Annotated in this window: 23 protein-coding genes, 1 tRNA gene and 1 other annotated feature; of the genes, 7 read left to right on the top strand and 17 right to left on the bottom strand. The window is 42.2% G+C overall.

Going from position 1 to position 24,856, the window contains the following annotated elements; genetic code table 11:
• Positions 1–6: 6 nt before the first annotated feature.
• From ACVPPQ_RS09605 to ezrA, 10 genes are all read right to left on the bottom strand, one after another.
• Entirely contained in the window at positions 7–654 is a 648-nt protein-coding gene (locus ACVPPQ_RS09605) for an HAD family hydrolase (protein ID WP_463494279.1), read from the bottom strand.
• Positions 647–1,960: a bifunctional folylpolyglutamate synthase/dihydrofolate synthase gene (locus ACVPPQ_RS09600; protein ID WP_463494277.1), complete on the bottom strand. Its 1,314-nt coding sequence runs from the start codon at positions 1,958–1,960 to the stop codon at positions 647–649. Before ACVPPQ_RS09600 ends, ACVPPQ_RS09605 begins: the two co-directional genes overlap by 8 nt.
• A 127-nt stretch (positions 1,961–2,087) precedes the next feature.
• Positions 2,088–4,736, bottom strand: coding sequence for a valine--tRNA ligase (locus ACVPPQ_RS09595; RefSeq protein WP_463494275.1), 2,649 nt, complete (start codon positions 4,734–4,736; stop codon positions 2,088–2,090).
• A gap of 56 nt (positions 4,737–4,792) precedes the next feature.
• Positions 4,793–5,005: a binding site (T-box leader), on the bottom strand.
• 35 nt (positions 5,006–5,040) lie between these two features.
• The gene (locus tag ACVPPQ_RS09590) at positions 5,041–5,667 is read right to left on the bottom strand and encodes a redox-sensing transcriptional repressor Rex (protein WP_463494273.1); all 627 of its coding nucleotides are present in this window, start codon (positions 5,665–5,667) and stop codon (positions 5,041–5,043) included.
• 80 nt (positions 5,668–5,747) lie between these two features.
• On the bottom strand, positions 5,748–6,224 hold the full coding sequence (locus tag ACVPPQ_RS09585) for a universal stress protein (RefSeq protein ID WP_463494271.1): 477 nt from the start codon (positions 6,222–6,224) through the stop codon (positions 5,748–5,750).
• A gap of 427 nt (positions 6,225–6,651) precedes the next feature.
• Complete coding sequence (locus tag ACVPPQ_RS09580; protein WP_463494269.1) at positions 6,652–7,155, bottom strand: hypothetical protein; 504 nt, start codon at positions 7,153–7,155, stop codon at positions 6,652–6,654.
• 93 nt (positions 7,156–7,248) lie between these two features.
• On the bottom strand, positions 7,249–7,602 hold the full coding sequence (locus ACVPPQ_RS09575) for a hypothetical protein (RefSeq protein WP_463494267.1): 354 nt from the start codon (positions 7,600–7,602) through the stop codon (positions 7,249–7,251).
• Between the two features lie 223 nt (positions 7,603–7,825).
• Positions 7,826–9,043, bottom strand: a complete 1,218-nt coding sequence (gene thiI / locus ACVPPQ_RS09570; RefSeq protein ID WP_463494265.1) for a tRNA uracil 4-sulfurtransferase ThiI — start codon at positions 9,041–9,043, stop codon at positions 7,826–7,828.
• Between the two features lie 24 nt (positions 9,044–9,067).
• Positions 9,068–10,216 (bottom strand): cysteine desulfurase family protein, encoded by a 1,149-nt coding sequence (locus ACVPPQ_RS09565; RefSeq protein WP_463494263.1) that lies wholly within the window; start codon positions 10,214–10,216, stop codon positions 9,068–9,070.
• Positions 10,217–10,349: 133 nt separating this feature from the next.
• Positions 10,350–12,053 carry a septation ring formation regulator EzrA gene (gene ezrA, locus ACVPPQ_RS09560; RefSeq protein WP_463494261.1) on the bottom strand — a complete coding sequence of 568 codons (1,704 nt, stop codon included), beginning with the start codon at positions 12,051–12,053 and terminating at the stop codon, positions 10,350–10,352.
• A 360-nt stretch (positions 12,054–12,413) separates the two neighbouring features.
• Between ezrA and rpsD the strand changes: the two genes are divergently transcribed.
• Entirely contained in the window at positions 12,414–13,025 is a 612-nt protein-coding gene (gene rpsD, locus ACVPPQ_RS09555; RefSeq protein WP_463494259.1) for a 30S ribosomal protein S4, read from the top strand.
• 65 nt (positions 13,026–13,090) lie between these two features.
• On the opposite strand, the gene ACVPPQ_RS09550 is transcribed toward rpsD, so the two are convergent.
• Positions 13,091–13,690 (bottom strand): DUF1054 family protein, encoded by a 600-nt coding sequence (locus ACVPPQ_RS09550; protein ID WP_463494257.1) that lies wholly within the window; start codon positions 13,688–13,690, stop codon positions 13,091–13,093.
• A gap of 65 nt (positions 13,691–13,755) precedes the next feature.
• Here ACVPPQ_RS09550 and ACVPPQ_RS09545 point away from each other — a divergent pair, with 65 nt between their 5' ends.
• Positions 13,756–14,205 (top strand): YueI family protein, encoded by a 450-nt coding sequence (locus ACVPPQ_RS09545; protein WP_463494255.1) that lies wholly within the window; start codon positions 13,756–13,758, stop codon positions 14,203–14,205.
• Positions 14,206–14,392: 187 nt separating this feature from the next.
• On the opposite strand, the gene gshAB is transcribed toward ACVPPQ_RS09545, so the two are convergent.
• On the bottom strand, positions 14,393–16,675 hold the full coding sequence (gene gshAB / locus ACVPPQ_RS09540) for a bifunctional glutamate--cysteine ligase GshA/glutathione synthetase GshB (protein ID WP_463494253.1): 2,283 nt from the start codon (positions 16,673–16,675) through the stop codon (positions 14,393–14,395).
• Positions 16,676–16,793: 118 nt separating this feature from the next.
• Between gshAB and ACVPPQ_RS09535 the strand changes: the two genes are divergently transcribed.
• From ACVPPQ_RS09535 to ACVPPQ_RS09525, 3 genes are all read left to right on the top strand, one after another.
• Complete coding sequence (locus ACVPPQ_RS09535; RefSeq protein WP_106483185.1) at positions 16,794–18,068, top strand: replication-associated recombination protein A; 1,275 nt, start codon at positions 16,794–16,796, stop codon at positions 18,066–18,068.
• A 318-nt stretch (positions 18,069–18,386) separates the two neighbouring features.
• On the top strand, positions 18,387–18,662 hold the full coding sequence (locus ACVPPQ_RS09530) for a hypothetical protein (RefSeq protein WP_025083651.1): 276 nt from the start codon (positions 18,387–18,389) through the stop codon (positions 18,660–18,662).
• Positions 18,663–18,734: 72 nt separating this feature from the next.
• Entirely contained in the window at positions 18,735–19,226 is a 492-nt protein-coding gene (locus ACVPPQ_RS09525; protein WP_025083652.1) for a universal stress protein, read from the top strand.
• Between the two features lie 78 nt (positions 19,227–19,304).
• Here ACVPPQ_RS09525 and ACVPPQ_RS09520 read toward each other — a convergent pair whose 3' ends face one another.
• From ACVPPQ_RS09520 to ACVPPQ_RS09510, 3 genes are all read right to left on the bottom strand, one after another.
• Complete coding sequence (locus ACVPPQ_RS09520) at positions 19,305–20,153, bottom strand: helix-turn-helix domain-containing protein (RefSeq protein WP_463494250.1); 849 nt, start codon at positions 20,151–20,153, stop codon at positions 19,305–19,307.
• A gap of 274 nt (positions 20,154–20,427) precedes the next feature.
• Positions 20,428–21,081 (bottom strand): HAD family hydrolase, encoded by a 654-nt coding sequence (locus ACVPPQ_RS09515; RefSeq protein WP_463494248.1) that lies wholly within the window; start codon positions 21,079–21,081, stop codon positions 20,428–20,430.
• A 26-nt stretch (positions 21,082–21,107) separates the two neighbouring features.
• Complete coding sequence (locus tag ACVPPQ_RS09510) at positions 21,108–22,082, bottom strand: DUF2785 domain-containing protein (protein WP_463494246.1); 975 nt, start codon at positions 22,080–22,082, stop codon at positions 21,108–21,110.
• A gap of 198 nt (positions 22,083–22,280) precedes the next feature.
• Between ACVPPQ_RS09510 and ACVPPQ_RS09505 the strand changes: the two genes are divergently transcribed.
• Together ACVPPQ_RS09505 and ACVPPQ_RS09500 are read left to right on the top strand one after the other, a co-directional pair.
• Entirely contained in the window at positions 22,281–22,661 is a 381-nt protein-coding gene (locus ACVPPQ_RS09505) for a YxeA family protein (protein WP_463494244.1), read from the top strand.
• A gap of 228 nt (positions 22,662–22,889) precedes the next feature.
• Complete coding sequence (locus tag ACVPPQ_RS09500; RefSeq protein ID WP_463494242.1) at positions 22,890–23,492, top strand: nitroreductase family protein; 603 nt, start codon at positions 22,890–22,892, stop codon at positions 23,490–23,492.
• 235 nt (positions 23,493–23,727) lie between these two features.
• Here ACVPPQ_RS09500 and ACVPPQ_RS09495 read toward each other — a convergent pair.
• Both ACVPPQ_RS09495 and ACVPPQ_RS09490 read right to left on the bottom strand, forming a co-directional pair.
• Positions 23,728–23,817 (bottom strand) — tRNA-Ser (locus ACVPPQ_RS09495).
• 129 nt (positions 23,818–23,946) lie between these two features.
• Positions 23,947–24,756: a Cof-type HAD-IIB family hydrolase gene (locus ACVPPQ_RS09490; RefSeq protein WP_463494240.1), complete on the bottom strand. Its 810-nt coding sequence runs from the start codon at positions 24,754–24,756 to the stop codon at positions 23,947–23,949.
• Positions 24,757–24,856: the final 100 nt, after the last annotated feature.

Raw genomic sequence — 24,856 nt, 5'->3', positions numbered from 1 at the left:
AGTTGATTATTTTTTGAGGAACGGAATCACTTCTGCTAAATTAGCCACCGTTGCGAGCGTTTGTTGGTTCGTGATTGCAGTTGGGGCCACCATATCCGGAATCATAATCACCGGAATATTCGCGCGGCTAGCCGCTAACACACCATTGGGTGAATCCTCTAAAACCAATGCTTTAGCAGCTGGCACGGCTAGTTGGTCTAGCGCTTTCAAAAAGATTTCCGGATTGGGTTTACTGTGAGTCACTTCATCCCCGGTCACAATGCGTTCAAACCGATTTCTCAGACCGGTGCTTTGCATAAAATCTTCGACCATGTTTCTGAAATTACTGGACGCAATAACCCGATCAATCCCTTGATCATCACAGTAGTCCAATAATTCAACCAACCCAGGTTTAATCGCAACACCGTCATTTTGGACGACTTCTTCGACCTTAGCGTAAGATAACGCAATAAACTGGGTCATCTTATCAGTTGAGCCGAGTTTCGTTTCAAAATATTGACGCATGTACTGATCGGTTGTCCCCAAAATCGCGTGTTGATCATCGGCCGTTAATTCAAAACCCATCGTGTGGGCGGCCATTCGATTTGCTTGGTAGTACACTTTTTCTGAATCGACCAGTAAGCCGTCCATATCAAAAATAATCCCGTTAGTCATCAATTATCTCTCCTTTAAAATAGCTCCGAATGGCGCTGATTAAATACAGTGAACCGGTAATCACCAACACGTCATCGGTTGAAATATCGGCCAATATACGAGTTAGGGCGACCGGCCAATCCGGTTCAATCGCAATTTCTGAATCGACCTGCGCATACTGTTCTGGCGTTGCGGCGCGGGGATTGTCCGGCACCGTCGTCAATAATAAGGTGCTGGCCACTTTTTTAAGCGGTGGTAACATCTGTGCCAAGTTCTTATCGCCTAATGCGCCAAATAACAACCGAATATCACGGCCTTTAAATTGGTGGCGAATCGTCTTAACCAGTTCCGTAATTCCTTCCGGATTATGCGCCCCGTCCAGAATAATGAGCGGTTCATCATTGATTTTTTCAAAGCGACCGGGCCAGGTCGCTTGCTTCAACCCCCGTTTAATCGTCAAAATATCGACAGGCAGGTGCTGTTGTGCTAGATAAGTCAAATAGGTTTGTAACGCAACCGCCGCGTTTTGAATCTGATAATCACCCATTAAGGGGATTTGTAATTGTTGTAGTCGATTAGCTTGATTACTAAAGATTAATTGTTGACCCCAAGTTGGCAGGGTCTTCGTCAAGCGGGCTTCGAAATCGACCCCATTGATGGCTAGTGGACTCGCTAAACGTTCGGCGGTTTCCGTAATCACAGCTTGCGCTTCACTCGGCAAACGCCCAATGATGACCGGGTGGTGGCCTTTAATAATCCCCGCTTTATGGGTGGCAATCGCGCCTAAGGTTGGTCCCAATAAGTTTTGATGATCTAAGCCAACTGAGGTAATCACGGCAATCTGCGGCGTTAGGACGTTCGTTGAGTCGTATAAGCCACCAATCCCAACTTCAATCACCGCGATATCAACGGCTTGTTGTTTGAAATAGTCAAACATGACGGCCGTAATCGTTTCAAATTCCGTCACCGCAAATTCCGAATCAGCCGCTTGTAACCGTAAGACTTGTTGCTCAATTTTTTGGACCTCAGCGACTAATTGCGCATCGGGAATCGGGGTTTGATTGATGGCAATTCGTTCGTTAAATCGGGTAATGAACGGCGATGTAAACCGGCCGACATTTAACCCCGTCGCTTCTAGCAAACAAGTGACCATCTTAACGACCGACCCTTTGCCATTAGTCCCGGTTACGTGAATGAACTGTTGGCCTTCTTGCGGGCGCCCCAATGCGTCTAATAAGGCCCCAATTCGGTTTAAATTAGCTTCTTTATGTAATCGTGGTCGGGAATGGATATACGCCAATGCCGACTGGTAATCCGTAACTGTCATGACTTGTTTCTCCTTTATTGCACTGCTTTCATTTTAGCATAGAACACGATTGACCCCCATTAAAAAGTTAGAATAACACAAAGAAGTCCCAAACCACGATTAAGGTTTGGGACTTCTTCGATTGTGCTTAACGCGCTGCTTTTAATTCAGCTAAGCGTTTTTCAGTTGATTGATATTGTTGTTCATAATCAGCTTGTTTGTCGCGTTCTTCTTGGACGACTTTTTCAGGGGCCCGATCAGTAAAGCCTTTATTCGACAATTTACCTTGCGCACGTTTAATTTCACCTTGTAGTCGTTTCAATTCACCGCTCAGACGCGTTATTTCTTCGTCTAAGTCGATTAATTCAGCCAATGGAACATAAACTTCCGCCCCACTGATAATCGCTGTCTTAGCCAAAGCGGGCGCTGTTAAGCCAGCCGCAATTTCTAATGACTTAGGATGAATAAAGCGTTCGATGAAATCTTGATTCGTTTTGAAAATCGCCGTCAATTTAGCATCTTGAATGTTGATTAAGACGTCAATTGGTTTTGATAATGGCGCGTTAGCCTCTGAACGAATATTACGAACACTGCGAATTAAATCAATAATCGCGTTCATTTGTTCCGTTGCTTCAACATCAACTAATTCGGCATGCACTTCTGGGTAAGTCGCGGTCATGATTGAATCACCATCATGCGGCATACTTTGCCAAATTTCTTCCGTAACAAATGGCATGACGGGGTGCAATAAACGTAACGTTTGGTCTAAGACGTAGGCCAAATTATAACGTTTGTTGGCAATCGCTGTTTGGTCTTCACCATAGAGCACTTCTTTTGCCATTTCGATATACCAGTCACAGAAATCGTTCCAGATAAAGTTGTACAAGGTCCGATCAGCTTCACCAAATTCGAAGTTGTCGTATAAACGAGTGACTTCAGCAACCGTTTGATTCAATTGATTTAAGATCCACTTGTCCGTTAAATCTAAATTAGCGGCTTCTGGGATGTGCGTTGGTGCCGGTGTGTCTTCTAGATTCATGATGACAAACCGACTCGCGTTCCAAATCTTATTGATAAAGTTCCAAGCCGCATCCATCTTCGTATAACTGAAACGCGTATCTTGTCCGGGGGTTGAACCACTCGTCAAGAACCAACGAAGCGCATCCGCACCGTATTTTTCGATGACTTCCATCGGATCAATCCCGTTGCCCAATGATTTACTCATCTTACGACCTTGTTCATCCCGAATTAAACCGTGAATTAGGACGTGTTCAAATGGGCGTTGTTCCGTAAATTCCAGACTTTGGAAAATCATCCGTGAGACCCAGAAGAAAATGATATCGTAACCCGTAACCAACGTGTTAGTTGGGAAGTAACGCTTGAAATCAGGCGCTTCTGTATCTGGCCAGCCCATCGTTGAAAATGGCCACAGGGCACTACTAAACCAAGTATCTAACACATCAGAATCTTGGGCCCAGTTTTCAATATCCTTAGGTGCTTCTTCACCAACGTACATTTCACCCGTTTGTTTGTGATACCAAGCCGGAATTTGATGACCCCACCATAATTGACGTGAAATCACCCAGTCATGCACGTTATCCATCCATTGGGTAAAGGTGCCTTCAAAACGTTCAGGGACAAAGTTAACCTTTTGATCAGTTGCTTGGTTCTTCAACGCCATTTCAGCTAACGGTTGCATCTTGACAAACCATTGCGTTGATAAGCGGGCTTCGACTTGGACACCCGTTCTTTCAGAATGACCGACACTATGGGTCATTGGATCAACCTTCAATAAATAGCCGGCCGCGTCTAAATCAGCAACAATTGCTTTACGGGCTTCGAAACGGTCCATCCCGTTATATTTACCAGCATTTTCATTCATACTAGCGTCTTCGTTCATGATGTTAATCCGTGGTAAATCATGACGATTACCAACTTCAAAATCGTTAGGGTCATGGGCTGGTGTGATTTTAACCGCACCCGTTCCGAAATCTTGCGTGACATAGTGGTCCGCAATGATGGGAATTTCACGATCCATCAAAGGCAGAATCGCTGTTTTACCGATTAAATCCTTATAACGCGGATCATCGGGATGAACGGCAATCGCCGTATCACCCGGTAACGTTTCTGGACGAGTCGTGGCAATTTCGATGTCGCCAGAACCATCAGATAGTGGGTAACGAACGTGATAGAACGCCCCTTCGTCATCTTGATGTAAGACTTCAATATCTGACAAGGCCGTCCGCGCTTTCGGATCCCAGTTGATGATGTATTCGCCACGGTAAATGAGCCCCTTATTGTAGAGCTTCACAAAAACCTTCCGAACGGCATCTGATAAACCGTCATCTAACGTAAAACGTTCCCGTGAATAGTCTAATGATAAGCCTAACTTAGCCCATTGATCATGAATCGTTGCGGCATATTCATCTTTCCATTCCCAAACTTGGTCGATAAATTTTTCGCGACCTAAATCATAACGTGAAATGCCTTCTTCAGCTAATTTCGCTTCGACTTTAGCTTGAGTGGCAATCCCCGCATGATCCATCCCTGGTAACCATAAAACATCGTAGCCTTGCATCCGTTTTTGACGGATTAACATATCCTGTAAAGTGGTATCCCAGGCGTGGCCTAAATGTAATTTTCCCGTCACATTGGGTGGGGGAATAACGATTGAATAGGGTTTGGCATCCGGATTAGCGTTGGGTTTAAAGGCATCTGCCTTTAGCCATTCTTGGTAACGGCCGGCTTCGACCTGATTAGGATCGTATTTAGTCGACATCTCTTTTTGATTTGTCATCAGCTTGAACTCCTTTTATATAATTGCGTTTTATGACAACAAAAAAGCATTCATCACAATAGGACGAATGCTTTTCGCGGTACCACCTAAATTGAGACACAAAGGTCTCCAACTCATACTTGTTAACGGACGGTTTGTCCGGTCATCCCTACTAAGATTCAAGACAACAGCTCACAAGCTACCGCTTAGTAGTGCCTCGGAAGAAGTTGCAGCAAACCTTCTTCTCTCTGGACGAGTTCCTACTAATCGCTCTTGTTCAACGCGTTGTTAATAGTTTAGCTGAGAATCCGTGAAAGGTCAACTCTCATTCTTCAAATAATAACAACGTTTGTAATTCAGCCGTTAAATCTAAATAGCGAACATTGATATGGTGTGGTAATTGTAACCGCGTTGGTGCAAAATTCAAAATGGATGTCACACCAGCTGCCACCAATGTCTCCGCCACTTGTTGGGCCACCTGACTCGGCACCGTCAGAATGGCCGTTGTGATTTGGCGGGTTTGAACCTGCATCGCTAACTCTTGACTCGCATAGACTGGTACGGTGTTCAAGGTTTGCCCAATTAAGTCTGGCTGCTGATCAAACGCACAACTAATCACTAAATTGGGATTACGTTTAAAATTATGTTCAATTAGAGCTCGTCCTAAATTACCGACCCCGACGACGGCGATTTTAGTCGTGATATCCGTTTTTAAAACTTCTGAAAAAATCTTGATGAGATAACTCACCTCATAACCATAGCCACTGCGACCGAGATCCCCCAAATAGGAAAAGTCCCGCCGAATCGTGGCCGATGGAATCGAGACCAGTTTGGCCAGCTGTTCAGATTTAATCCGTTCAATGCCGTCTTCATCCAGTAATTTAAAGTACCGATAATAAATGGGAATTCTGCGCGCAACCGCTTCTGGTAAATTTAACCGTGGCGTCTTCATGGGGCTAACCTCACTTTGCTAATTGATTTACTTAATCATAGCATAAGCGCTTACATTTTTGTGAATTATTTCATTAATTCTTACTTTTCTTCAGCTGCTACCGGTTCTTGAAGCGTCCGTTGCTTAACCAACATCACGTTGGTCGTTGAATGCCGACTCACATACTGAGCAACCGAACCCACTAATAGTCGTTGGATAACACCCTTGCCCGTAATCCCCAGCATAATCAGATCAATATGGTAATCGACTGGTAGGGTTTCGGCCAACGCTCGACGGGGATCAGCCACCCTGACAATCGGCACCACTTTAGTCACACCGTGTTCTTCCGCATAACGGGTCGCTTCGTGCACCCGTTTTTCGGCCTCCGCAGTTTCCGCATCAATCATTTGCATCGATGCCCCGACGGCCACCGAAGCGTATTCGTTGTCCGGCACGATGCTCGCAATAAACAGCGCTGCCCGGTTCCGTTTAGCCACGGCCACGGCTTCCTCAAACGCTTGCTGGGCAATCGTTGACCCATCCAATCCGACCAATATTCGTTGATAATTATCTGCCATCTTAATCGCCTCCTAATTGATTTAAGTTAAGCGTAGCATATTGCCTAAATATTGCGCTATTTTATTGCCCTTAAAAAGAGTAACCACAAAAATACGCCACTCATATAGAATGACGTTTAAACTTTGATATTGGGTAATCAACTAGCATATCAGTTAACCACTTCTCAGTAGCCGCCAACTCGGAAATTTTATACCCGTACTTTAAATATATTAATTTAGCCAACTGATCACTACCGCAAACATTATAATCATATGTTTAATCACTACACTGGTAATTGCGGATAGGAATACCAGAAACCACCCATACTAATTCATTTTTACTACCTTTGCAATTAGCAAAATAATACTTACAGCATATAAAAATCCCATTTAAATTACTCCTTTATTTTTTATACTAAAAAAGACAGCCTAAGCTGCCTATAATCGCTTATTTTCTATCAGTTCCAAAATCATTTCTATGATATATTGCATATTTTTTTGATCTAATTACCATACCATCTTGTAATGTAACATAAGGATATGCTCGAATAAATTTATTTTTTTTAGGAAAATAATCGTACCAAATAAAAAAGAATGAACTACTATATGAATCTTGAGGCGACAAAGTTTCAAAGCTATGTCCATCTTCAACTAATTTAACATTCTCACTCGTAAGCTCTTTCTTAAATATACTATCGGATGTAAATTTAACGCCTAATCTCTTTATCCGCATCGGCACTCCGGAATTATTGACCACTTCATAGATCAAAGTTCTTTCGGTTAAATCGTTTGCAAGCTCACCCTCTTTTGTAGCCTGTAAATAAGTCGTTAACTCTAACTTTGGTCTTTTAGATTCTTTGTTAAGTTGCATTGTGTATAAAATACCAGCTGTCGTAGCAATTCCGCTAACCCAATCAGCCCAGCTACCTACTTCTAACCCCAAAAAAGTCATTCCATCACCTCTAATGTAGATTTTACAAAAACTCTGTCATAATGCTAGAACATCTTGAGAGTATTAAATATGACTGCATAGGCTGACAATTCGTTAATCTTTAACTCTTGGATAATCAAAATACACATAGTCTATAAAATCATATGCCTTATGATTCATGTTTTTATAGCTCAATCGTGAACCAGCCACATCATGAAGTACTGCATCACTTAAATATTCGTAATACTGCTTAGCAACGGGATTACTCTTAATTGCTTTTTGAACATAATTTGGGCTGTACTTCTTGTGTTCTAGCTTACCAAGCTTTATAATCTCTGATGCAATTCTAAAACATATTTTTAGGTCTTCACCCTTCATCACAATATGAGCATTATCGCGATACCAACGAATCCTTTCATCCATTTGTTCATCGCTCGGCATGTTATTAATAAAATCAAACGGTTCCAAGCTCTCACCTCCACACTGTAATACCCGCTAAAATAATATGTTCACCTTGAACCTATTTCGCCACTGTAATTAGATCCAACAGCTTACGGGTCAGTAAATTTTATGCACGGGATTCATTATGTATATATGAACAATCATCACAATACTTCACCTTAAAAGTTCTACAATATGATTAATATCTCCAAACAAAAAAAGCCCAATCAATAGGCTTTTAATACAGAGACTATAGTAATTCCGAAATAATTTCTTCGTCTTGGTTCAAGAATTGGTCGCCGGCTTTAATTTCCGTGACCTTGATACCGGCCAATGAGCGCTCTAGTAACGCTTCAACGTCGATATTCTTTTCGTAGAAGCGCGTTTTATCTAAGCGTGGACGCGTCTTTGGTGCAGGTGGTGCAAAAATGGTACAGCAATCTTCGAATGGCATGATTGATAATTCGTACGTATCGATATCCTTAGCAACGGCGATGATTTCATTTTTATCCATCGTTGCGACTGGCCGGATAATCGGGGTCGTTGAAACGTCATTAATCGCTAGCATACTTTCTAGCGTTTGCGAAGCGACTTGGCCAACTGATTCGCCATTAAAAATTGCAAGACCATTCCGCATTTCGCGAACCCGATCCGTTAAGCGCAACATCATCCGGCGCTGAATGGTCATTAAATACCCTTCTGGTACGGAATGCTTGATTTCTTCTTGGATTTCAGTAAATGGCACTTCGATAAACTTGATACTGCCCACGTAAGGAACCAGTTTAGCGGATAGTTCTTTGGCTTTATTTAAAGCATTATCACTCGTATAAGGCGGGCTGAAGAAATGGACCATTTCGATATCAACGCCCCGTTTCAAGGCTAAATAACCGGCAACTGGTGAATCAATCCCACCAGAAAGCATCAACATCCCTTTACCAGCTGTGCCGACCGGTAAACCACCGGCCCCTTGAATCACTTGGCTCGTCAAATAAATCGCATCTTGGCGCACTTCAACGCGGAACGTGATGTCTGGTTTTTTCATTTGAACTTCTAATTCAGGCAATTCATCTGATAAATAACCACCTAATTCACGGTTCATTTCATTCGTATCTAAAAAGAATTTATGATCTGAACGACGTGTGTTGACTTTAAAGGACATCCCGGGTTCACTAATTTCTTGCATCATCGCCAAAGCGGTCGCTTTAACCGCGTCCATATCCCGTTCAACTTGAATACTAGGTGAGAAATTTTGAATCCCGAAAACGTGGCGTAAACGTTCAATCACGCCATCCGCATCGTCACCATTCAAGACGATGTGCATCCGGTCACGTTTCGGATGAATACGGAGGTTGGTGTATTCATGTAACGCCTTAGTCACATTCCCGTTTAAACGACCGATAAAGTCGTTGCGGTTCTTACCCTTAGTCGATAATTCGCCGTAGCGAACCATAATTTCAGTATATTGCATGTTGATCTCCCTTAATCTTGTGGTTTATGAATTAATTTTTCTAAAACGGTCATTGATTCGGTCAAACGATTGAATAAAAGCGTCGGCTTCAGCCAACGTGTTATGTTCGTCCAATGAAATGCGAACTGCGCTGGTCGCAATTTTTTCATTGATATTCATCGCTTTGAGCGTACTAGATTCCGTGCCTTTTTTAGAGGAACAAGCGCTGGTCGTAGAAATGTAAATGGCATCTTCTTCAAAAGCGTGTACGATGGTTTCACCACGCACCCCTTTAATCGCAAAACACAGTACGTGGGGTGCAAACTCTGGCGTCATTTGTGAAAACATCACGGTTTGATTGGCTTGACTGATATGGTCGTACAGCCGTTGTCGAATAGCATTTTGTTGTTGGACCTTGTTTGCTTCATCGGTTAACAATAACCGCAAGGCTTTGGCCATCGCCGCAATCGCTGGGACATTTTCGGTACCAGAACGCAAATCATGTTCTTGTCCGCCACCGGTTAAGAGTGGCGCGATGTGCCGGCCGCGTTTCTTATACAAGATACCAATCCCGCGGGGGGCGTGGAACTTGTGCCCGGATAACGTCACAAAATCAACGCGTTCGTTAAAAATCGACGATTGCATCCCTTTGCCAATCCCTTGAACGGCATCGACGTGAAAATGAATGTTGGGGTAATCCGCTAAAATCGTCGCAACTTCATCTAATGGCTGCCGACTACCAATTTCATTATTAACCGCCATGATGGACACCAAAATCGTATCCTTGCGAATCGCGGCTTTCAAATCAGTCGGGTTAATCCGGCCGAGTTTATCGACAGGGAGATAAGTGACTTCAAAACCGAGTTTTTCCAATTGTTGCATCGATTTAATGATCGCCGGATGTTCAACACTGGTCGTAATCAAATGTTTACCGAAAGCCTGCTTCTCAATCGCAGTCCCTTTGAGTACCCAGTTATCGCCTTCAGTCCCACCGCTAGTGAAAAAAATCTCGTCTGATTGAACCCCTAATAAAGTGGCAATCTGTTGACGTGATTGTTCCAATATATGGAAGGCTTTCTCACCAATCGCGTGTAAACTCGATGGATTACCGTAAAATTGCTGACTAACCGCTTGGTAAGTCTCTAACGCGCCTGGTGCAATCTGTGTCGTTGCACTATTGTCAAAATAAATCATATCGATCCTTCTTACTAAAAATTAGTATTTTTGTTTTTCATTATAACAAAGTGAATTTGAAACGCTAGTTATTAATCTTAACAGCTTCATACAAAAAAGACTAGAAACAATTCTAGTCTTTGACCTAAATTGGCTAAACTTCTTTTTGTTGGAAATAAGTTTTTTCGATTTTAGTATAAGCCCCTGGATCCACTTTTTCTAGCGCGGTCGCTAATGTATCCAACGCTTTTTGGTAGTCCCAGTCGTCATTAAAAATGGCTTGGGTTTCAACGCAAGCGGCTTGAATTTCAGGGAAATCAAGCCGGTAACGGTTCGCGTATTGCAAGAGCTGTTCCGTCATGAGCGCGCTGTCGACCAAATCGTTGGTCTTTTGTTTCAATTCATCTAGGTCTTCTTGCACTAAAATCAATTGTTTCGCGATTTCGTCTAAATTAATTTTGATCTGGTTCAAACTGTTGTCCAAAGCCTTAATTTCATCTGACACGACAAAGAAAAAGTCTAGATAGCTTTGTTGCAAACCAGGTAAATTTAATTTTTCAACAGACCGTTTAGTACTCCGTAATTCTAATTCAAATTGACGTAAATTATCGTTGGCGACTTTTTCACCATCGTGTAAGTCGGCCACTTGATCATGAATGGTCTGTTGTTGTTCTTCAATCTTAGTCAATCGGGTCTCAATCGCCACTAATTCTTCAGCAATGGCTGAATAGACGGCTTCATGTGCGCCAATCTGATTCTGAAAGCCAGTTAATAGCGCGGTTTGTTCGCTAATTTGATTGCTTAAATCCTTGGTCGTGGTTAGCTCATCGTGGGTCAGGGCGTAACTTTGGTTTAAATGATCCAGTTCTAATAATAATTCGCGATTTTGTTCCTTAGCATGTTCGGCAAACGTTAAAATCGTTGGCATCTGTTGGTCAACGGTTTTCTTAGCCACAATTTCAGCTTCTAATTGGTCATATAGTTGATCAATGCCGTGGGCAATCTCAGCGTTATTGGCTTCAACCGCCTCTATGTCTAACTGACTCATCAATGTTAAACTCTTATCGGATTGATCTTCTAATTGTTGTTGCTTAATCGTAATTTGTTCATCGACAAAATTATAATGTTCCGTCCGCATTTTTTGATCAATCTCAGCGATTTCAGCCAACTGTTCTGGAAATTCGTTGGCTAATTCATTGTAGCGTTTCGGGATGCGTTCCATCCGATTCTCTAATTGATCCGTTTCGGTCATTAATTGTTGTAAAATCGCTTTGGCGCCTAAGTGATCGCCCGCCGTCGTCAATTCATTGGCGCGATCAAAATCAACTTCTAGTCGACCAAGTGTTGCTTCTAGTTGATCGAGCGCCGGCCCAAATGAGAAGCTCTTGGTCAACAAACGTTTACGCAATTGTTGGTACTTCTCACGTAACCGTTGAATTTGTTGTCGGGTATCAGCTTCATTCGCCAATAAATTTTCAAGTGCGTCTTGGACGTCAACCAAATCTTGATCCGTTTCCGTTAAGTACGCCCGCAGTTGTTTTAAAATACGATTAACTTGTAAGAATTGATATTTCGTGTTGGCCGTTTCCGCATCAAATAGATACCCTTCGACCGTCGCAAAATTATGATTCGTTAATTCATTATACTGTTTCTCCCACCGTTTAAAAGTGTCTAAACTTTCACCGGTTAAGTGTAATGACCGCAATTTCGTCAACCGTTCTGGAATCGGTAACGCCATTAAATCGCCCTTACGTTCTTCTAATTGTTTAATTTGTGTCACAAAGTGTCGCTGGTATAAAATAACGCCCATATATAAGATAAGCGCGATAACTACGATTCCAATCAGAATGTAAAACATCCAAAGACCCACCCTTTTGCGATTTAACTGAATTTTAAAATATAGTCGATACTATTAAGCTATTCTGATTATAGCATGAATACGGTGTCGGTTCAGCATAAATTGCCGATAAGTTCAGAAAAAACAAGCGTTCTCGTCCTTAAAAAGCTTGACGAGTTTCCAATTGATACGTTATACTAGCCATTGTGTAAAATAATGCAGCAGTAAACGGTAAAGCCGTCAACAGTTTGTTTGCCCATATTTTTTGGTTCAATTGCGTAACCTTGCGGCTGCAAAGGCGAAGATTGTTAAACAAACTGAACGATTACTAAGTTTACATCGGATTATTTTACTCCAAAACATTTATTGGAGGATTTATTTATGTCACGTTACACAGGCCCCAAATGGAAACTTTCTCGTCGTTTAGGTATCTCACTTTCAGGTACAGGTAAAGAACTTGCTCGTCGTCCTTACGCCCCTGGCCAACACGGTAATGACCGTCGCGGTAAAGTATCTGAATACGGTATGCAATTACGCGAAAAACAAAAGCTACGTATGATGTACGGTTTAAACGAACGTCAATTCCAAAACTTATTCGTTCGCGCTGGTAAAATTCGCGAAGGTAAGCATGGTGTTAACTTGATGGTCTTACTTGAACAACGTTTGGATAACTTGGTTTACCGTTTAGGTTTAGCAAGCACACGTGCTCAATCACGTCAATTAGTTAACCATGGTCACGTTACCGTTGATGGCAAACGTGTCGATATTCCTTCATACGAAGTTAAACCTGGTCAAGAAATTTCAATTCGTGAAAAATCTAAAGACCTTGTGATCATCAAAGCCGCTATCGAAGGCACTGTTGGTCGTCCTTCATTCGTTAGCTTTGATGCTGATACAATGAAAGGTTCATTAACTCGTTTACCAGAACGTTCAGAATTAGAACCTGAAATCGACGAAGCACTTATCGTTGAATTCTACAACAAGAAACTTTAATCCGTTTCATTGGTTGTCTAAAAAAGCATCTCCTTTACAGGAGATGCTTTTTTTGTGAGACGAATTTATTTAACGAGCTTGTATAGATCAGTCATTTTTAAGAGTCGTGTTTGAATATCAGCCATCAATTTCTCAGGCGTTTCAAACAACGGATCATCTTGATAATAGACTTTACCTAGCAACCACTCCCCTTTTTTGGTCGTGGCAAATTTAGTATTGATCAATGCCAAGTTATCGGTCGACATCGGGAATTGTTGTTTAGTCATGTGATCATAGCTTAGATCAAAATCGACAAATTCGGTTAACAGCTGGTCAGTCTGTTGCGCTAAGATCGGCGCATAATCCGTTTTGTTCGGCATCTCGGCCATCAGTGCAAACCAAACAAAAATCCGATCATCCCAAAAACCGACTTCAAAATGCGGTAACATCTTGTAACCCCGTGAACTTTCACTAAGGGCCATCCACGTGTTCATCGGCGGATTCTTAAACCGGCGTAAATGCTTAGCGATGTGCAGACTAAAGTCTAAATCGGCTTGCGCTTTAAACGCGGTTTGTAATTGTGCCCCAAACGTCTCGAACTTCGGATCCAATTGCGTATATATTTTATCTAAACGCCCCTTGAGCGTTTCATCGTTAAAAATCGTAAAATCAGTTTGAGTAAACATCTTATTCCTCCTCATGCTATACTGATAGTTATAATATAGCATAATTTACAAATGAGGTGACCTTTTTGACAGACAACGATCAACTTCAACAACATTTAGAAAGTGCCATGCACGGGACGCCCCAAACCAATCCCGATGAACGCCGGCGCTACCTCGGTTCATTACGAGAACGTGTTTTCCTTAGCATGACCAATCAACAACTGGCCCAAGCTGACTATCAAAAATTATTCGAAAGCCATTTGACTGCATTCAAAGGCTACCAAGTATTGTTAAACGGTAAAAATTCGGCGGCGACTGGTTATTTAGCCGCCCTCTCCGCTAAAAGCATCCCCTTTACCCTCGTCAATAACGAAACGGCCCACACCGATCCGACCGCCTTTGGTTTGTTGGTCGTCGCTGCCGATGCGATTAATTGTGACCCGATTGCGATCGAGCTTAAATACCCGACAACCACCACGAATAAACCAGTCGAAAAACCTGAAAAAGATAGTTTCTTTAAAAGATTATTCGACTAATTAAAACAAGCTGTGACAGAAGTCTTAGCATTCTGGTATTAAGTCAACATGCTTCTTCGACGCGCGCCAGAACTCATCAATTTCCGTTCAAATCAAAAAAGCTGATTATCCTGATAGTTCGGGATAATCAGCTTTTTCAACTTGATACTCAATTGAAACCCGAGTTCTGTCACAGCTTATTATTTGATTACATTTCAGGGAATAATAATTCGAGTACTTTCTTAGTCACGCGCCGACGCTTGCCCATCATCGGGAACAGATGAATCAACATTGCTGGATTGTAATTGGCTTCCAGTACCACCGCCATTTCCGGATGTTCCGGATTATACGTTTGGTATAAATTAGGCATAATAATATCGATTCCGGCAATGTTCAGATTCAGAACCTTGGCCGCTTGTTCCGCAATCGCAAAGTAACTTGGATCAACTTCATCCGTCACATCAACGGAATCGCCACCGTTAGAAATATTTGAATTTTGCAATAAGAAGATTTGACTACCACGGGCCGGAATGTCGGTCACTTGATAACCCTGCTGTTTCAAAATTAATTGTTCCCGTTCGCCTAAGCGAATATTTTGGAGTGGTGTCAGGTGTTCCTCACCGCGCAACGGGTTATCATTTTTCTTGGCGACTAACTGTTCAATCGTTAACCGACCATCAGCGACAACATTGGCCGGCACGCGTTCAAGGACGGCCTGGACTTTTTGATCCATCACCAGGAAACGGTATTCCGAACCAGCGATATATTCTTCGACCAATACGCGTGAATCGTAAGCTTGCGCTAATTGGAACGCTTGTTTGAAATCAGCCTCGGTTGGTCGGGTGACAAAAGTCGTAATCCCGGCCCCCATATTGCTCGATTTCGGTTTGACCACTAACGCTCGTTGACCAAACGCCACTTGGTAATCCGCAACGGCCGCTTCGACATCGGTATACTCAGCACCCGCGGGTACCCGCATCCCGTGATTCGCTAACAGAATTTTAGTGACCACTTTATTATCGACTAACGGTAAACTGACTAATTGATCCAGACTCGTCATATTACCATTTTTAACCAATTCGTGGTGTTTTTGATAGGTTAGCTCAACAAACTGATCCGAGCGATCCAAGACAGCCACGTGCAACCCTTTTTGAAACGCATCAAACATCAACATCTGCGTTGATAATTCCATATCTGTATAACCCTGCAATTGATAGGGTTTAGCCAATAGTGCCTGTTTCATCGACTGCGCTTGCTTGAGACCAAACGCCGTTAATGAATGATCTTGAATCGCTTGCGCCAATTGATAACTGGTCGTTAACTGATAATCAAGCACTTGTTGATTCATCACATTCCAGGCCGCTAAAAATCGTGGTTCGAAATGATAATCCAAAATAAACTGATGCAAATCAGCCATAATTTGAACGAGAATCGCCTGTTGACTTGACGGTTGGTTCGGATTTTCCAACGCGATTTGTTCATTGACCGCTTGCCCTTGTTGTAATCGTTCGCTGAGCGTGCCCGCTTGCTTAGGTAGCGCCAATAAATAGGTGAAAAATAAATGGAGAAAATCAAGTTGGTTTTGCGTCATACCGGTAATGGCGAAGGGATTTAAATCAAAGCCTCTAAATTCGAGGTAATCAATCCCAGTAGTCGCCATGGCCGTCAACGAGTGGCTCCGCAACCGGACACTACCGTAAAATTCTCGTTCAGAAATCAACTGTCCCGCTTGAATCGCGGTTTGCATCGACGTGACATATGCCGATACGGATTCAAAATCAATCTTAGCCGTATGATTGGTGTATCCAAACAGTTGACTCGCCCGCAAACTACGCACTGGATGATCCGGTGCCGCTTGACCAGCCGTCAAAAAGCCGGCTTCTGCAATCGGGCTCGCCCCAAATAAGTAAGTCAGGACAAACCGGTATTGTTGATAATTTTGAGCAAGTTGCAAATAAAGTGCATCGCTAAAATCACTCAACTGCGCATATTGATCATGATAATATTCACCATACAAGCGCGTTAATAACGTTGGATCTAAACTAAAGTTATAGTGAATTCCGGAGACCATTTGTAAGCGGCGACCGTAACGTTTAGCGAGGTATTCCCGATAATCCTGGACGTCTTTTGTAAAATGAGCCAGTGGAATCTGGGTTTCATCAGCAGGAAGCACTGGTGGCATGCTCAACGGCCACAAATAATCGCAGTCCGGCAATGACGCTTGTAACACTTGTTCTAATGCGGACAGTTGCTGTTCAACCTCAATCGTATTATCAAACTGATCACTGACAATTTCCGTCTGCGTTTCGGCAAAATCGGTGCCGATATAGGGATGAAATTGACGGTCGCCCAAAATATCAGGATGGGCTAAGGGACTCAAATGACCCTGGCCATCAATTCGTTGACCTTCTTTTTCAATCCCAAAAACACCACGATTCAATAGTGGTGCTAGATTAAGTTGTTGAATAGTTTCAAAAAGTTGATTCGACATGACGCTAACCTCTTTTTACTCGGAGTTGTACCATCATTATACACATGCTTCACCATTTTTTAAACGATAGTTCACTAACATGTTATACTAGTATCAAAATAACCTAAGGAGGACCATCATGCAACAACCCCTTGCTTACCGCATGCGACCGACTAATATTGATGAAATTGTCGGACAAACTCATTTAGTTGGTCCCCAAAAAATTATTCGGCGCATGGTCAACGCCAAACTACTCTCTTCAATGATTCTATACGGACCGCCTGGTACGGGTAAAACCAGTATTGCCAGTGCGATTGCCGGCAGTACCCAATACGCTTTTCGAATGTTAAACGCCGCGACTGATAGTAAAAAAGACCTGCAAATTGTCGCTGAAGAAGCCAAGATGAGTGGCACTGTCATCTTATTACTCGATGAAATTCATCGGCTCGATAAAACCAAACAAGATTTTCTGCTACCGCATCTTGAAAGTGGTCGCATTATTTTGATTGGCGCCACCACCGAGAACCCCTATATCAGTATCAATCCCGCTATTCGGAGTCGTGCGCAAATCTTCGAGGTTAAACCCTTAGCTGAAGCCGACATCCACGTCGCACTCCAACGAGCACTAACGGATAAAGAAAAAGGTCTAGGTGATGAGCCAGTCGCACTCAGCGAAGTGGCTGAACAGTACTTAGCACGCGTCACCAATGGCGATTTACGCAGTGCACTCAACGCTTTAGAACTGGCGGTGCGTTCAACCCCTAAAGATGCTGATGGCGTGATTCAAATCGATATCGACGTGATTGAAGAATGCGTCCAACAAAAAGCGTTAACCCACGATAAAGATGGCGACGCACATTACGATGTGATATCCGCCTTCCAAAAGTCGGTCCGCGGCAGCGATGTCGATGCGGCCTTGCATTATATGGGCCGGTTAATTGAAGCCGGCGATTTACCGTCCATTAGTCGCCGTTTAATGACGATGGCCTACGAAGATGTTGGTCTCGCTAATCCGCAAGCCTGCGCTCGGACGGTTGAAGCGATTGCCGCTGCCAAACAACTCGGCTTTCCGGAAGCTCGGATTCCCTTAGCGGTCGCCGTGATTGATTTATGTCTATCGCCGAAATCGAATTCAGCGATTTCGGCAATCGATAACGCTTTAGCCGATATTCGCGCTGGCAAAGCCGGCGAAGTCCCCGCACACCTTAAAGATGCGCATTACGTTGGCGCTGACAAACTCGGCCGCGGCGTTGACTATAAATTCCCGCACGATTATCCCAACGATTGGGTCGCCCAAGATTACTTACCCACTAAACTGGCCAACGCGCATTATTACGAGGCTAAAGAAACTGGTAAATATGAACAAGTCTTAAAACAACAATTAATCCGGTTACGCCAAGCCAAGCGTTCTTAAGACACCGGTTACAAATCGTTTGCATCACATTCCTAATCATGCTACTATGAATATAAGATTTCTAGGGTGTTCGCGTCTTCCCACCTTAGGTTGACCGATCAAGTAATTCGTTAATGGGACGGATGAGTTATTAACTAGTGTATACTTCTTCACGAAGGAACCAGTGTTAATAATAATCTGACCCACCTGCACTTTTCGCGGGCTCAACTATCGGGAAGCATTTACGGCACTATTAGATTTCTCAAAGTCCAACGACTTTGTTAGGGTCAACGTTTTCGTTGGCCCTTTTTGTTGGATTAAATTTAGGAGGATTGACCTTTGATTCAAACTGTTATCGTTATTTTTCTCATCATTATCGCATTACTCGGATTGGTACTCTATCGTTATCATAATCAGCAATTCATGATTTTTGATTTAACCGAAAATACGCGACTCGGCCACGTACTCTTGATTGCCGGTATTTTATTGATCATTACGGCCGTCTGTGGTCTGTTAATTTTACTGTTGCTACCAGTAATTTGGACCTTGATTACCGTGATTATCGCTAGTCTAATCGCTGGTTTTGTCGGTATTTGCTTCGCCACTAACCTATAAAAGCCTTTTCTTTTTACATTTACCCGCTGGATAGCGTACAATAAGGTTGTAAAACTAAATGAGGTGATGAATATGTTACAACAATACAAACACATTCTAGTGGCAATTGATGGTTCTTATGAAGCTGAACTCGCTTTTCGTAAAGCGGTCGAAGTTGCACTTAGAAATGAAGGCCATTTGCATTTGATCCATGTCATTGATACCCGGGCTTTCCAAAATATCTCGAGTTTTGATTCTGCGATGGTTGAACAAGTCACCGAAACTGCGAAGAAAACAATGAATGAATACATCGTCACTGCCAATGATTTAGGCTTAAAAGACGTTGATTTCAGCATTGAATATGGCGCACCCAAGAGCTTAATTGCCAAAGAAATCCCAGAAAAGAAAAAGATTGATTTAATCATGATTGGTGCGACCGGTTTAAATGCCGTTGAACGACTATTGATTGGTTCAGTCACTGAATACGTGACTCGCACCGCTGTTTGCGACGTACTAGTCGTTAGAACTGATTTGGCCAACAAACCAGCTCTTGCTAAGAAAAAGAGCACCATCGGTCAAGATTAATCACTAATCGACTTAAAAACAACAATAATTAAAACGAGCGCTCATCCTCTACTAATACGGATAAGCGCTCGTTTTAATTTATTTAGTAACCATTAACTGATCTTTAACCTGTTCTAAAATCCCCGTGTGTTGTCGAACAGTCGCTAGCGTTTGGGCAGTTGCTAAATCTGCTAAGGCTTGTTGTTGATTGTCGACTTGTTCTGATTGTCCTAAAATCAAATAAAGATAGTCTAGTAAGTACAAACTTTTTTGGCCGACCGCGCGGTCAATCGCTTGATGCGCGTATTTAGCAGCGTTGGTTTCTTCATGTAATTCGTGAAAAATAGCGGCCAAGCTGCCATAAATGGTCAATTCTAACTGTAAATCCACCGCAACCGTCAGCTCAATACCGGTCAAACTTTCGACAGCCTGTTGCACATACAACCGCGCACGATCAGGTGCGTTCTTCAATAAATACGAACGACTGATACCAATTGTACATAACACCCCATATACATCGGTCGGTGAGATGATATATTGATTGAACGCCCGATTAAAGAAAAATAGCGCGTCATCTGGTTTTTGATCAGCTAGCAGTTTTAATTGGCCTTGGTAATAATAATACCGTTTATAATCGTCTGCTGATACTAATTTGTGAACCGAAATCGCCTGAATCACGGTTTCGCCCTGTTTAAAATCACCATCAAATAACAACCCTTGTACTTTATCGAGTAATTCATGCACCTCATCGGTTTCATTTGCAATCACCATCGTCATGGGAACGCCTAAGCGCTGACAAATACTGAGCAATATCTTAGTACTTGGAACTTGGCCCTTTTTTTCAATCAAACTAATCGTCGCTTGCGTACAAATCCCCGCTGCTAATTCTGCTTGGGATAGGCCGTTAGCTTTACGAATTTCTTTTAATTTTGTCCCTAATATTTTCATCACTAAAACTCCATTATATCCGTATTTAGATAATTACTTTTAAGTATCATCTATTTACATTCATAGTTATTATACCCGATGAACTAATTATAATGCATCAATTATTTATCGATTTGACCCATCTTTATATTGTATGGCTAACAATTATCTCATTGACATTTTTGCCTCATTATTAATTTATTACTAAAAAATAATGACCTATTTCATAAAATAAACGACAAAAGAGCATTGCTAGAGCCCGTTAGTTCGGACTTAGCAATGCTCCTTGGTTGTTTCAAATCGTTAACTGGGCAAGTACCGTTGGGACTTCCAACAATGAACTAACCCGATAGTCGGCCGCACTTTGATCAATTTCGTAATTAGGATCTAATGGTTGCAACGCAATTACGGTCATCCCTGCGGCTTTCCCCGCAGCAATTCCTAGCGTTGAATCTTCAATCGCTACCGCTTCATTTGGCGCAATTTTTAAGGCAGCCAGCGCTGCGAGATAGACATCGGGCGCCGGTTTATTGTGGGCCATTTCAGCACCACTAATGATTGTTTCAAAATACGGTGTTAACGCAGTTTCGGTTAACATCCGGTTGATACCAACACGTTCACCCGCTGAGGCTAAACCAATCTGGTAATCCGCACAAATCCGTTGCAATAAAAGCGGTGCATCCACGTTCAACATCGGTTTAAATTGCATTGGATGCGCCGCCTTAAAGGCGGTGTAACCCGCTTTAATCTCATTGCGCTTAACTAATGATGCTTGTGGAAAAAGCTGGGCTAACACCGCGTTCATATTTGAACCAATAAAGCGCCGATTTGCTTCAAGTGATAACGTCACGCCAATCGCGTTTAAATAAGCTAAACGTTGTTCAAAATAATAAGGTTCACTGTTGACCAAAATCCCATCAACATCAAAAACAATTCCTTTGACTGTCATTCAATCTTCAATCCTATCTCTCTTAATTAAAATAAATCCGATATTTTACGTAAATAATCGTCAATTTCAGTGGGTAATTCCGGTTGGAGCATCAGTGATTGTAAAAAACGATTCCGATTATACCAACGATTCCAAAAAGCGATGGAATCTTCGGGAACGATATTCAACAAACTCTTTTGCCAATCTTGCAGTACGGTTAAGAAATAATCGGTATATAACTGGTTCTTCTTGAGTAACACCATTAAGACATTCGCTAAATGGCTGTCTTCGCCATATGCCAAAGCGTTATCTGAAAAGCGATAAGCCTGAATTAGGACTGCCATCATCAATAATTTATCGGCTCGTTGTAATTCTTGGGTTTCATTCAATTCTGACCAGACGTTGATAATGTGGGTTAACGCATGCGCCCAACCTTTACCCGCGACGTAACCGCGAGAATCTAGTTCAATAACCGCGTACGCCATCACTCGGAGTTCAATCGCCACTAATTCAGCTTCAGTTAAGACGTGGTAGTGCGTCCGATTAGCGTACAATATGCCCGCTAAAAACATCACACTAAACGACCGTAAAAAGATCCCGTCGTTCTCAGGTTCTAAGATGTGCGCAAATAGATAGTCATCACTAATCAAGCGATCTTTGACCCACACAACTTGTTGCGCCGTTAGCACGTATTTGCGCAATAGGCGGTTGAACAAATTAAAAATACCTTTGTCTCTAATTTTCGTATTCGGACTAACAATGTGTTGTAAAAGTTGATCTAATTCGAGATCAGTCACCGTCGCTTTCTGATCATCTTGATTCAACCGCTGATTAATCGTTTCGAGTAACGTCATAATCTGAGATTCATCATCTGGGACAACAACGTGGGTCCGGCGACTTTTATAAGTGACATCATCCATGATCGTCAATATTTTTTCTGGCACAGATTGATAGATAGTGCCTTGTCGAAGCGCCATTCTGACGTCGATTAATTGTGTCACGACTGCTTGAACTTCTTTCAAAAGATACTCACCCACTTTTCAATGTCTCTTCTATCAAATCATTATAAAGGATTATCGACCGAACATAAACCGCTAGTTATGAAACGACCTTACAAAGTTGTTCGACCGACCATGGGCTTTTACAACTTCAGACCGACTCAATCCAGTGTTCACGCCTGCTAAACTAAATCTATTCAAATGAAAAGGCGGTTAAAAGTAATGAAAAAAGCAGTACTGTTAGTTGCAACAATTATTCTATTTATCGGAGGTCTTCCCGTTATCGGCTCTGCGTTAACACCGAGCACCAGCAATGGCGAGTTAGTCCAACAGTGGGATCGTTTTAATTTATTAATTCCGAAAGAACCGGTTTATCTAAAAACAGCTGATCGTTATGGTCAAATTCAAAGTCATGGCGATTATCTTTACACGCAAGAAGCTTACCGGGCAAACGGCACTCATTATCAAATTACTTTCCAAGCCCCACAAAAGCTTAAAACTAATCATTATTTAAAATTAGAGGCAAAAGGCCGTTTCATTAGTGGCTGGGCTGCGGTTAATCAAGCAGATTTACCGCATAAAGTAAACTCAATTATTGAATAGTTGCAAAATACAAAAGACGAAAATAGCGTTATTGTAAATTACAATAACGCTATTTTGGTGTCCATTCACTGGCTGTTCCGCTAACGTTAGCGCACTCTTAACAATCGAATCTCAAGTAATCCTCGATTAAATTTAAAATTTAACACAAAAGTCTTTACTTACATTTTGTAAGTGTGTTATATTTAAGGCGTTGAAATACAAACTCATTTTTTTAAGGGAGAATTACTGATGACAAATCTATTCGATTTACAACAAACGCGTCGTTCAATCTACGCACTTGGCAACCATATCAATCTTTCAGAAGAAGCCGTTTCTGATTTAATTTTTAAAACCATTAAAGAAAGCCCCTCTGCTTTTAACTCACAAGGTTCACGGGCCATCATTTTATTCGGTGATGCTAGCAAAACATTGTGGAATGACATCACTGCCAATGCTTTGAAACCATTGACACCTGCTGATAACTTCCCTGCTACGCAAGCAAAACTCGCATCATTTTCAAACGGGGTCGGCACCATTCTATTCTTTGAAGATCAAGATGTCATTAAAGGCCTTCAAGCAAACGTGCCATTATATGCTGATAACTTCCCAGTTTGGGCTGAACAATCAAACGGTATGGCCCAATACGCCACTTGGATGGCGTTAGCTGAAGCCGGCATTGGTGCCAACTTACAACATTACAATCCAGTGATTGATGATGCTGTGACTGAAAAATGGAATATCCCCGCTAACTGGAAACTTCGGAGCCAAATGCCATTTGGTTCAATTGAAAACCCAGCTGATGCTAAAGACTATAACAACGATACTGATCGTTTCACAACTTACGACAAATAAACAGGCTAAAAGCGAATCGCTAAGATTCGCTTTTTTAATTGCTTATTATATAAATTTTTAACTTAATAGGCAATTGATAACGTGCAGTTACTCACAGTTTCCTGTGCTTAGCGCCGTTTTGCAACCACCTCCACTTAACTACAAAATCCCCCAATTATCTTAAAATCAAGATAATTGGGGGATTTTAGGTTAATGCTCAGTTGCTACCCGCAACTTAACACACTTATTTCGATTAAGGAGAATGAGAGATTCGAACTCTCGCGTGGTTTGACCCACCTGACGGTTTTCAAGACCGTTCCCTTCAGCCAGACTTGGGTAATTCTCCATATTGCACGCTATACTGCGTTTCAACGTTTATAATAGTATCAAGATTCAGAATATTTGTCAAGATACTCTCATTTTTTCAACAACCAAAAAGGTCAGAACCATTAGGAATCTGACCTGTTACGACGCATTAAAAAATAAATTGATCCAACGCCTGAGCAATCCCGTCATGATCATTATCGGTTGTGATAAAATCGGCGTGTCGCTTAGCCGCGGCCGAACCATTGCCCATCGCAACGGCAGTTCCAGCAAAATTAAACATTGGAATATCGTTTTGTTCGTCACCAATCGCCATAATTTCTGCTGGTTGTAATTGTAGATGCGTCGCTAACTGTTTTAAAGCGGCTCCCTTATTAACCTCTCGGTGCATGACTTCTAAAAAGCGACTCCCCGCACGCACAACGTAATTTTCCCGTCCAAATTGATCCTTGACCGGCGCTTCATGCTGATTGAGGACTGCTGAAGGCCCCGTAAAAACAGCTTTAATCATTTTAACGTCCGATTTCACTTGGTCCGGTTGTCTAATTAACAGGCCAGCTTCATTCTCCCAAGCTTGCACGACCGTAATCGGATCGACGTCCAAATTACTCGTATAAATCGTGCTATCACTATCCAATACATTATAAGCCAGCTGATTAGTCTTAGAATACTGATCAACAGCGCGATAAGTTTCATGCGTAATGCCAACTTGTTGAATGATTTCACCAGCAGCCGTTTCAATCACACTACCATTAAACGTCACAACGTACTGCCGATCGCCGGCAATCCCTAACTGCGCTAAATATGGCGCGACACCCGCTAATGGTCGACCAGAACAGAGTACAATTTTAACGCCTTGATCAAGGGCCTTTTTTATTTGGCTTTTAGTACTGTCTAAAATCTGGTGTTGCGTACTCAATAAGGTATCATCAATATCAATTGCAATTAATTTAATCGTCATCTATGCTCATCTCCTATTTCGTTTTACTAGAATAGCTTAGCATGCCCCTTTTAAGATGTAAACGAATTCACTGTTTATGGGAAAAGTACCACCAAAAAAA

It is taken from the genome of Latilactobacillus parafuchuensis (assembly GCF_055271665.1).
The sequence above is the reverse complement of the archived record's forward strand: the minus strand, read 5'-3'. Positions and strand labels throughout refer to the sequence as shown.